The sequence below is a fragment of the Pseudomonas sp. genome, assembly GCF_026224925.1.
Taxonomy (GTDB): Bacteria; Pseudomonadota; Gammaproteobacteria; order Pseudomonadales; family Pseudomonadaceae; genus Aquipseudomonas.
Map to the genome: position 1 here is coordinate 1 of NZ_JAMFRV010000782.1, position 11,002 is coordinate 11,002.

At 56.4% G+C, this 11,002-nt stretch carries 9 protein-coding genes and 1 pseudogene; 2 read left to right on the forward strand and 8 right to left on the reverse strand.

Translation table 11 applies throughout. The features are described 5' to 3' along the window. On the reverse strand, positions 1-590 hold a 590-nt coding region (locus tag M0974_RS32830; protein ID WP_297846442.1), incomplete at its 3' end, for a cytochrome ubiquinol oxidase subunit I. A gap of 339 nt (positions 591-929) precedes the next feature. Here M0974_RS32830 and M0974_RS32835 point away from each other — a divergent pair. After that, on the forward strand, positions 930-2,177 hold the full coding sequence (locus M0974_RS32835) for an MFS transporter (RefSeq protein ID WP_297846444.1): 1,248 nt from the start codon (positions 930-932) through the stop codon (positions 2,175-2,177). Between the two features lie 312 nt (positions 2,178-2,489). Here the strand turns inward: M0974_RS32835 and M0974_RS32840 are convergent, their stop codons facing one another. The 7 genes from M0974_RS32840 to M0974_RS32870 form a co-directional block, all read right to left on the reverse strand. Continuing rightward, positions 2,490-3,680 (reverse strand): MFS transporter, encoded by a 1,191-nt coding sequence (locus tag M0974_RS32840; RefSeq protein ID WP_297846445.1) that lies wholly within the window; start codon positions 3,678-3,680, stop codon positions 2,490-2,492. Between the two features lie 272 nt (positions 3,681-3,952). Continuing rightward, on the reverse strand, positions 3,953-4,882 hold the full coding sequence (locus tag M0974_RS32845; RefSeq protein WP_297846452.1) for an alpha/beta hydrolase: 930 nt from the start codon (positions 4,880-4,882) through the stop codon (positions 3,953-3,955). A 63-nt stretch (positions 4,883-4,945) separates the two neighbouring features. Further along, the gene (locus M0974_RS32850; protein ID WP_297846446.1) at positions 4,946-5,887 is read right to left on the reverse strand and encodes a choline ABC transporter substrate-binding protein; all 942 of its coding nucleotides are present in this window, start codon (positions 5,885-5,887) and stop codon (positions 4,946-4,948) included. Between the two features lie 204 nt (positions 5,888-6,091). Then, a complete protein-coding gene (locus M0974_RS32855; RefSeq protein WP_297846447.1) occupies positions 6,092-8,296 on the reverse strand; it encodes a xanthine dehydrogenase family protein molybdopterin-binding subunit in 2,205 nt (734 codons plus the stop codon). Continuing rightward, positions 8,293-9,282 carry a xanthine dehydrogenase family protein subunit M gene (locus tag M0974_RS32860; protein ID WP_297846448.1) on the reverse strand — a complete coding sequence of 330 codons (990 nt, stop codon included), beginning with the start codon at positions 9,280-9,282 and terminating at the stop codon, positions 8,293-8,295. The genes M0974_RS32855 and M0974_RS32860 overlap by 4 nt, the downstream gene beginning before the upstream one ends. Further along, positions 9,279-9,812 (reverse strand): (2Fe-2S)-binding protein, encoded by a 534-nt coding sequence (locus M0974_RS32865; protein ID WP_297846450.1) that lies wholly within the window; start codon positions 9,810-9,812, stop codon positions 9,279-9,281. Before M0974_RS32865 ends, M0974_RS32860 begins: the two co-directional genes overlap by 4 nt. Positions 9,813-10,050: 238 nt before the next feature. Next, positions 10,051-10,599, reverse strand: a complete 549-nt coding sequence (locus M0974_RS32870) for a DJ-1 family glyoxalase III (protein WP_297846451.1) — start codon at positions 10,597-10,599, stop codon at positions 10,051-10,053. A 256-nt stretch (positions 10,600-10,855) separates the two neighbouring features. On the opposite strand from M0974_RS32870, the pseudogene M0974_RS32875 reads away from it, so the two are divergent. Continuing rightward, positions 10,856-11,002 (forward strand): annotated as a pseudogene (locus M0974_RS32875) (NCS2 family permease); the annotation flags it as partial.

Sequence of the window (11,002 nt, forward strand, 5' to 3'; positions counted from 1 at the left end):
AAGGCCGTGGCGACAAACGCTGCTGTAGCCATGTGCGCCAGGCGGAATGGGAACGACGGGTTGAAAATAACAGCCAACCAATCTACCGGAATCACCCGACCGTCGATGATCTCAAAGCCCTGCGGCGTCTGCATCCAGCTATTGGAGGCGAGAATCCAGAACGTCGAAATCAACGTGCCGATGGCAACCATGACGGTGGAGAAAAAGTGCAGGTTGCGCCCGACCTTGTTCCAGCCGAACAACATCACCCCCAGGAAACCGGCTTCCAGGAAGAAAGCGGTCAAGACCTCGTAGGTCAGCAGTGGCCCAGTAACCGCACCAGCAAAGTCTGAGAATCGACTCCAGTTGGTACCGAACTGATAGGCCATCACCAACCCGGAAACCACGCCCATACCGAAGTTGACAGCAAAAATCTTCGACCAGAAGTGGTACAGATCACGGTACACGTCGTTCCGGGTTTTCAGCCACAAACCTTCAAGTACCGCCAGATAGCTTGCCAAACCGATGGTAATGGCAGGAAACAGAATGTGAAACGAGATGGTAAATGCGAACTGAATTCGGGCGAGATCAATCGCCTCTAAACCGAACATAGGTCTTCCTCTAATCAGATAAATCCGGCAACTGACCGAGGCCAGTAACCACTGCCCCACGGATATGGCGTGCCGCGTCTAGGAGTTGCTCTGTAGGGTTCGCGCGTAGGTTTTTTTGCAGAAGACCTTCACGCAACGCCGCAAGGCAGCTTGATGCAGGTCAACGATGAGTCAAAGAGTAGACGCATTTCGCAGCCTGAACTGTGTGGTTGATTGTCGCGTGACGAGTTGTCTCACCAAATCCGACCTGAATAGAAACGCGACGCAGCCTCACCCTCGCAAACAAATGTTACAAAGTACATGTTAACCTCGCTTATCACTGTTGAGGTCGCGTCTCCAATGCCGAATCAAGCACCAATGTTGTTGCGCCATCACCGTCCTTTTTTGGCTTTTTGGTTCGCGCGAATATTCACTGCCAGTGGCTTTCAGATGCTCAGCGTCGCCATTGGCTGGAACATCTATCAACTGACCGGCAACGTACTGGACCTGGGGCTTGTGGGCCTGGTTCAGTTCATCCCTCGGGTCATTTTCATGCTGCATACCGGGCATGTCGCCGACCGTTATGACCGACGCATGGTCGCAGCGATTTGCCAGGCCGGGCAGGCGCTGATCGCATTGGCGCTGTTCATTGGCAGCAGTACGAGCACCATCACTCCGGAAATGATCTTTATTCTGTCGTTCCTACTGGGTGCGGCTCGCTCGTTCGAAATGCCGACGACTCAGGCGCTCTTGCCCTCCATCGTGCCTAACGAGCTATTTCCAAGGGCCGTTGCGGCGGCGCAGTCGGCCCAGCAATCGGCCACCATTGTCGCGCCAGCTTTGGGCGGTTTTTTGTATGCATTCGGCAGTTCTTGGGTCTACGGCCCGACGGTGGTCCTCTATATAATTGCCTGTGGGTTGATGCTCAATCTGCCGAAGCGGCAAACGCCGTTGAATACCGGCAAGGCGACCCTGGATTCACTGCTCGCAGGCATTCGCTTTATTCGCAGCCGACCCGACATCCTCGGCGCGATATCCTTGGACCTGTTCGCGGTATTGCTCGGCGGGGCCACGGCCCTGCTGCCAGTGTTCGCCAAAGACATTTTGCTCACCGGACCCTGGGGCCTCGGCCTGCTGCGTTCGGCTCCGGCAGTGGGCGCGTTGCTAATGTCGTTCTGGCTGGCGCGGTTCTCAGTAGACCGTAACGTCGGTCGGGTGATGTTCACGGCGGTCGGCGTATTCGGCGTCGCGACCATCGCCTTCGGCTTGTCGACGTCGTTCTGGTTTTCCTTGGCAGTGCTGGCAGTACTCGGCGCGGCGGACATGATCAGCATGGTGATTCGCGCATCGTTTGTGCAGTTGGAAACCCCAGACGAGATGCGCGGCCGGGTCAGCGCAGTGAATGGCCTATTCATCGGCGCGTCCAACCAACTGGGCGAATTCGAGTCTGGCCTGACTGCCCACTGGTTCGGCACCGTGCCGGCCGTGGTAATGGGCGGTATCGGCACGCTGGTAGTCACAGGAACCTGGATCAAACTGTTCCCGACGTTGGCCAACCGCGATCGGATGCGCGATATCGTGGTGGAGCAGGAGACGCAAACGGTTTAGCAATTTGTAGGACCGAATTCATTCGGGAATCGGGCAGCGCGGCGTACCTAACAAACCGCGCCGCGTCCTTCGCAAGCAAGCCCCACAGTTTTTTGGATTGCCCCTAATCCGGAAGCAAGTTGAGATTTGGTGGGACCGAACTTGTTCGGGAAGGTCACGCCTCGGTTTATCTGAAATACCGCGTTGTTTGCCTTCCCGAATGAATTCGGTCCCACAGGGTCACCAAGGTCTGTGGGATTGCCCTCAACCTAGAATCTCCCACAGAATTTGCAGCCGACCACCCCTTTGGGAGTTCGCGCGCTTTCGAACTCCTTATCCGCGCCCTAAACGCACGACTGTCGAATAATGCAGAACGAATACCACCACCCCTACACACGCACACATCCACCAAAGCGTAGAACCGCCATAAGCACCGTATATCCACATACCTACGCTAGGACCGTAGAGTGAGTGCCCCAACCATGCCGCCGTGAATATCCCTAGGTATTTGCCCTTTTGACGAGATTCAGCACGTGCCAGGACTACCAGCGTCCAGACCGGAATCAACAGCAGCTCGGCAGCCGTAATGACCAACGTCGTCAAAACAGCCCACCCAATGTGATCGCCTGCATTTAGCAACAAGAACGCACCACCCAGCAAAACAATGCCTATCCGGGCAGCGGCAACCATCCCGTGGCGGTTGATTAGCCGAGTTACGGGCATCTGCAATATCACTACTAACACCGCATTCATTGAGAACAGATAAGCAATCCACTCCGGCCCAGCGTTGGAATGCTCGCGTAAAAACACCCCGAACGTACCGTACATTTGATCGAAAATGCCAAGTGCAAGAAGCTGCCCAAAGATAAAAATGAGAAATAACGTGTCTCTCCATGGGGAGCATACTGGTGCTGGAATTTCTTGCGGAGATTCTGTTGTGGCGCCTTTTGTATAACCCCACAGTAGCCCTGCGTATTTGTATGCGTAGCTCAGCAAAAAAAGACTGCCACATACATTGAGCGCTCCTTGGAACAGAAATACATACTCGTATCCGAAACTCACCAAGGTGCCCACAATAAGGCCAGCAGCGGCAATGCCAAGATTAAACACAACCCGATGCAGCCCCTGAACGTGAAGTTTAAGTTCTCGGGAACTGGCATCGGTAATTAGCCGCAAATTGACCGGGCGAAAGGCCCCATCGAAAACCCCAACCAGCGGCACAATAAGGAGTAAAACCGTCAAGGGCGGAGCCAGTGAAAATGCAGCGGAGAGCACACCGCTGCACAATAATGAACTCCCGGCGATCCACTGAGCATTCAAATACTCGGACAGCACCCCACTGGAGTAAGCACCAACAATGCACCCGGCCCCATAAGCCCCCATCAGCCACGCGATAGTTGTGAAATCAAAATTATAAACCTCGTAAAAAAACCGCGGCAAAAACAGCTTTAGGATGCCACCAGCGCTATTGCAGGCTGCGGCCAAAAGCTGAAGTTTTATAATTTTAGGAAGCTTTTCGAGCATATTATTACCGGAAAATATTTAAATAATATACACAGTACCCCCCCTGCAAATAGACATTTCAGGCACACTGCTATTCATTGAAAACGGCCGTAATAACTATACTACAGAGACAATAACGATCGATTGAGACCCAGTATTCTCAAAAGAATAATTTAAATCTATATACACTTTTTAAACATCGAGAACATCAGGCCTGACCCACATGCTTTTTTGTAGGAGGACTGTTACAGGGATTTCTACAAAGCCCGTAGGGGGAAAGGGAAATTTAGGCTCTAGTCCAAGAACCTTCTTAGTGCCGCTAAGAGTTTTTCATACAACGCGTCAACTTCAGGCGCTTTGCCTTTAGCACGCAGGCAGCCGTGGACCAGTCCCGCGCCCAGATAAAACTCGCTGGGTACGCCGGCGTTTTTCAAAGCCTTGTGATAGCAAACGCCGTCGTCACGCAGAGGGTCGTACTGCGCAACGGCGACAAACGCTGGCGCTAAAGCGCTGAATTCGGTGGCCATCAATGGCATCGCATAAGGCAGCTTTTCCTGGTCGCGATGGGTCAAGTACAACGCTCGGTAACACTCCAGATCATTACTGCTCAATAACGGCGCGTCGGCGCATTCACTTCGAGAGGGTAGGTCCGCTGCCCCGCCCAACCCTGGGTACAACAATGCCTGGCCTTTGGGCTGAGCCTCACCTGCGTCGCGCAGCGCTAAACACAGCGCGGCTGCCAGGTTGCCACCTGCACTGTCTCCAGCGATCGCAATCCGTTGCGGATCAACACCGAGTTCGCTCGACTGCTGCCGCACCGCGCGCCACACCGTCAGGCAGTCGTCGAACGCCGCCGGAAACGGAAACTCCGGCGCCAGCCGGTAATCCACGGCGATGATTATCGCGCTTAGATCGGCGGCCAATGCCGCTGTCAAAAAGTCATGGGACTCCAGATCGCCCACCACCCAACCGCCACCGTGCAGATAAACCACGCACGGCCAGCCATTTTCTGGCGCTGTACCGGCAGGTCGATAGCAGCGAACCGGCACACCGGCAACGGCAAGGTCGATCACACTGAGGCCCGCGGCCCGTTCGGGCGTGAAAGCCAGGCACATGCGCGAATACGCTTCGCGCATGCCATTGATACCAGGCTCTTGGGCGGTAAAGCTGAGGGTCAGCGCAACGAATTCGGCCATAGCTGGCGACAAACGATAGGGCGAGATCATACGAGCTCCAGCCCGCCCCACAACGGCGGAGGGGCTGGGCAAAAGGCGGGGCGTTAAGCGTTATTGGCCAAGGCTGAGTTGCAGGTTTTTAGCTGCGTCTTTGCCCTCGAACGTAGTCACACCGGCCAGCCAGCGCTGCACGTCTTCCGGGTGATCATGCAGCCATTGCTTGGCCACATCGTCCGGCGCCTTGCGGTCCATGATGGGCACCATCAGTTGGCTTTCCTGCGCGGCGTTGAATGTCAGATTGCTCAGCAGACGGCTGACATTAGGGCAGCGCTGAGCGTAGTCCGGCGCTGTCACCACCGACACCGTCGCGGCGCCTTCATTCGGACCGAACACGTCATCGCTGCCACTCAGGTACGCGATTTTCATGTTGATGTTCATTGGGTGCGGGGTCCAGCCCACAAACACCACCCACTCGTTGCGTTTGACGGCTCGCGAGACGGCGGCGAGCATGCCGGCCTCACCCGATTCCACCAACTGGAAACCGCCCAGGCCAAACTGGTTGCTGTCGATCATGGCTTTGATGTTGGAGTTGGCGCCGGTACCGGGCTCAATACCGTAGATTTTGCCGCCCAGTTTGTCTTTGAATTTTGCGATATCGGCGAAGGTTTTCAGACCACCCGCAGCGACATAATCGGGCACTGCCAAGGTCGCCTGTGCGTCATTCATGCTCGGTTTTTCGAGCACCTTGACTTGGTTAGCGGCTATAAACGGTGCGATGTTTTTATCCATGGCCGGCTTCCAGTAGCCGAGGAATATATCCAGACGCCCATCACGCATGCCGCCGAACACAATTTGTTGCGCCGCACTGGTCTGTTTGACCTCATACCCCATGTTCTTCAGCAGCACTTCGGCTACCGCACTGGTGGCGATTACATCCGTCCAGTTGACCACACCCATACGCACATTCTGGCAAGCCGCGGGCTCGGCCGCCATCAACGCGGAGCTGCTCAGCATCAACACACCACAACTGATATGACGGATAAATCTCTTCATGCGTGCTCCTTCGGGTTGGCTGTCTTTTTTTATGTAGAGTTATAGGCAGAGTTCAAGGAAGAGCTATGTGCAGATCGGCAATCGAACGCTGCCGTGGCGCACCAAATTACGCAGCACAGCGTCCTATAAAACGCCTCTATGCGACACGCATTTGCACCCTGGCGACATAGAGGGAGGCAAAACGCCATCGAGCATCCGTAGGCGCTAAATCAGCTTGTCGAGAGTAATCGGGAAGTCCCGAATTCGCTTACCGGTGGCGTGGTAGATGGCATTCGCGACAGCTGCTGCTACGCCACAAATACCAATCTCACCGACCCCTTTGGAACCCAGCGCGTTAACGACATCGTCTTGTTCTTCGACGAATATCACGTCGATGCTACCGATGTCGGCGTTCACCGGGATGTGGTACTCAGCCAAGCTATGGTTCATGGTGCGCCCAAGGTTATGGTCGGTCTGAGCCTCTTCATGCAGGGCCATGCCAACGCCCCACACCACGCCACCGAGAATCTGACTACGGGCTAACTTCGGATTGACCACACGCCCCGCCGCGACGGCACTCACCACTCGACTGACACGCACGCTGCCCAAGTCTTCATCGACCTGCACTTCAACGAACACCGCCGAATGCGTTGCGGTGGCGTAGGGTTTGCGTTTTTCTTCATCGGGTTTGGCGTCGACCTGTACTTCCAGTTGCTGGCCCGGCAGCCCGCGCACGATGTCCGCCAGCGACAATTGCTGTTCGCCGAAGCTCACGTACCCACCGGCCACATATAATTGTTCTGCCTGCGCCGAAGCAAACGCTGGGTTCGTCTCCCGCACTGCGTCCAGTAGCTTGCCGCGCAGTGCTTCACATGCCTGCTGCACCGCCGTACCGACCGAAGAAACGGTGAACGAGCCACCCTGCAATGGCGCGGTGGGCAGCGACGAATCACCCAACACAAAGGTGACGTTTTCCAGCGCCACTCCGGCGCTGGCCGCTGCGATTTGGGTCATCACCGTGTAAGTGCCAGTGCCAATATCGGTGGTCGCGCTGCTGACGGTGAGCTTGCCTTCGGCGTCGATCCTGGCCTTGGCGCTGGCCTTCATTTGCAACGATTCCCAGACACCGCCTGCCATGCCCCAGCCAATCAGTTGCCGACCTTTGCGCATACTGCGCGGCTCAGGGTTGCGCTGATCCCAACCGAAACGCTCGGCGCCTTGTGCATAACAGGCGCGTAATTCTTTGCTGGAATAGGGTTTGTCTTCGTTGCCGTTGCGCTCAGCGAAGTTCATCAGACGCAACTGCACCGGGTCGATGGCCAACGCACAGGCCAATTCGTCCATGGCGCATTCGAGGCCATTTACACCTAACGCAGCTCCCGGCGCACGCATGTCCAACGGCGTGTAGACGTCCAGCGACGCCAGTTTGTAGGTCAACTCGACGTTGTCGCACTTATAGAGCATGCCGCTCCACTCCACGACGTGCTCGGTGAAGTCTTCAAAACGCGAGGTCTGACCAATCGCATCGTGCCCCACCGCGACCAATCGGCCATTGGCAGCAGCCCCCAAGCGCAGCCGTTGCAGGGTACGTGGGCGGTAGCCGAAGGTGAACATCTGTTGGCGAGTCAATGTCACGCGCACCGAGCGCTTAAGCTCCAGCGCCGCCATCACCGCTAGCGGCAATTGATACTGCGGGCGCAAACCGGAACCAAAGGCGCCACCGACAAACGCCGCGAGAATCCGCACCTTGTCTTTTTCCAGACCGAACACTTTTTGAATGTAGCTTTGGCAGTTCTGCGGACCTTGGGTCTTGTCATGAATCTGCAAGCTACCATCGGCCTGATACAGCACTGTCGACGCGTGAGGTTCCATCGGGTTGTGGTACTCATTGGGCGTGCTGTAGCGAACATCAATGCTCAGCGCTGCACCCGCCAGCTCAGCCTTGAAATTGCCCCGTGGTTTGGGCGTTTCAGCCGGCGCGGTGTGAGCCTCGTCCTGTTCCGCCAGCAGATCGGTCTCATGTGGCTCGTAGGCGTATTCGATGCGCACCAATGAGCCAGCGTACCGCGCCAGCTCCAGGGTATCGGCAACCACCAGCGCCAACGGTTGACCGCTGTACAACACACGATCGTTGTACAGCGGGCGAAACGACGACCCCTCAGCGGAGTCAGCGTCTTCATAATCTTTGTCGTAACTGGCGAGCTTCGGTCGATTGGTATGATCCAGAACCATCATCACACCCGGCACCTTCAGCGCCGCTGAGGTGTCGATGTTGATCACCCGACCTTTGGCGATGGTGCTGGAGACCACACTGCCATGCAGCAAACCAGCTTCGGGAAATTCACCTGCATACCGCGCTTGACCCGTGACTTTGAGCAGACCGTCGACACGGTCCAGTGACTGACCCATAGGATTAATAGTGGTATTCATCGGGCGCGCCCTCCTGCAGCGGCATCGCTCAGGGCGCGAATGATCGCGCGACGTGCCAGTTTGATTTTGAAGCCGTTGTGTTCCAGCGGTGTGGCGTGTTGGAGCAATGCATCTGCAAGCGCAGCGAAGTGATCAGCCGACGCCGCCTTACCAATTAACACGCCCTCAGCCTCCTGATCACGCCATGGTTTGTGCGCAACGCCGCCCAGCGCCACCCGGACATCGGTCACGATGTCGCCATCCATTTCCAGCGCCGCCGCGACGGACACCAAAGCAAACGCGTACGAGGCACGGTCACGAATTTTCAAATAGTTGCTGTTGGCGGCGAACCCTTGGGCAGGCAACTCGACAGCGGTAATCAATTCATCATCAGCCAACTGGTTATCGCGCTCGGGGTGTGCGCCTGGCAAACGATGAAAATCAGCAAATTCGATGGTCCGCTCGCCAGAACGTCCTTGCACATGGACCACCGCGTCCAGGGCCAACAAGGCCACGCACATGTCGGACGGATGGGTGGCGACGCATTCATCGCTGGCACCAAAGATCGCGTGAATCCGATTCAAACCATCGCGCGCAGGGCAGCCACTGCCGGGTTCACGTTTATTGCAAGGCACCGTCGCGTCATAGAAGTAGTAACACCGGGTGCGTTGCAGCAGGTTGCCGCCGGTACTGGCCATGTTACGCAACTGCGGCGATGCTCCGGCTAGTAGCGCTTGGGAGAGCAACGGGTAGCGCTGCTCTATTTGCGGGTGCCATGCCAAGTCAGCATTGCTGACCAAGGCACCGATCAACACACCGCCACTGGGCGTTTCACGAATGTCACCCAAGGGTAGCCCGGTGATGTCGATCAAATGCTCCGGGCGTGCGATGTTTTCTTTCATCAAGTCCAACAAATTGGTGCCGCCGGCAATAAAGCGCGTTGCGGGACCTGCCAGGTTGATTGCCTGGGAGACGTCGTTGGGTTTGCTGTAGTTAAACGGATTCATTCGTCAGCACCTCCGTATTGGACGACGGGGTGCTGAGCGCGCAGTTGTGGCAAGGTTTCTTCAACGGCCGCGAGAATATTGCTGTACGCACCACAACGACAGAGGTTGCCGCTCATCAGTTCCTGGATCTCGGCGCTGCTATTGCCGCGGCCTTCGCTGGCGAGGCCCACCGCAGAGCAAATCTGCCCCGGCGTGCAATATCCGCACTGAAATGCGTCATGTTTAATGAAGGCCTGCTGCAGCGGGTGCAGTTGATCGCCTTGGGCCAAGCCTTCGATGGTGGTCAGCTCGGTGCCATCGCACATGATCGCCAGCGTCAGGCAAGCGTTGATGCGCTTGCCGTCGCGCAGCACAGTACAGGCGCCACATTGACCATGATCGCAGCCTTTTTTGGTGCCGATCAGGTCGAGTTGGTCGCGCAGCAAGTCGAGCAGCGTAGTCCACGGTTGCACATCAAGCTGCCGAGTTTGGCCATTAAGGGTCAGACGGATCGCGTGGCCAGCGAAATCCGGTTGGGTAGTCACGCTCATGGAAACCTCACGGTAGGTAGCTTGCAGCGCAGTTTTCTGCGTCTTAGTTTTACGACTTCGTGAGGTTCGCAACGTTCAGGGTGGGGTGATGGGGTGTCTTCGTGTGTCAGGTAAACCGCGTCATGGCCTTCGCGAACAAACTCGCTCCCACCGGATTTTGGATACATCCAGATTCAGCGCCAGGCAAAGACTCTGTGGGAGCGAACTTGTTCGCGAAAGGGTCAATGTGGTGCAGCGGTCAGCCCAACAGTTTCAAAACCGCCGCCCGCTTGCCCTTCCCACACAACACATCAACCAGCACCAGCGCAAACTCCAGCGCCGCAGTCGAGCCTTGAGCTGTAATGCAGTTGCCATCCACCACCACCGGCTGATCAACAAACACACAACCTGACAGCCGATTACTGACCTCGGGATGACACGTCATGCGTCGCTGTTTAAGCACGCCGTAAGCTTGCAGCGCCACCGCAGGGGCCTCGCCGATGGCGGCATAAAAAAGCCCGGCCTTTGCTTGTTCTGCCAAACGCTGAGCCAACGGTTGATGCGCCGCCAAGTGCTCGACACCAGGCATGCCACCGGGCAGCACGATCAAATCAAAGGTCTGCGCCAACACATCGACCAGCATCGCATCGGCGGTCAAACGTGTGCCACGTGCGGCCGTCAGCATGCGCCGTGACTCGATGCTGGCGACGACCACCTCCACTTCGGCGCGGCGCAATACATCAATCAAGGTCACGCTTTGCAGGTCATCAATACCATCCGCGACGGCAATCAAGGCTCGTTGAGTCATCTAAAACCCCTTCACAGTAATCCTGAGAGTTTAGTTAGCTTTTATGACTTGAGCATGGTCGCCAGCAGATAAGCTGGATGGCCGATTTCATGCATGCTTTGCGTTGAACATCTGCCAGCAGCCATCCACTCGGGCTGCTGGTATGATGCGCGGCTTTTTCCGACACACAGAAAATCTACAGGCGTAATCAGCAGCCTGTGCTTTGCTGTTTTAGTCGATACATTTACGGCGCAGGATGCGTCATGGGGAGCTAGACATGCTGGAAAGGCTGTTCCAACTCAACGCACACAATACGAATGTGCGCACCGAGATTCTCGCGGGCGTCACCACCTTCCTGGCCATGGCCTACATCCTGTTCGTCAACCCGAGCATTCTCGGCGACACCGGCATGGACAAAGGCGCT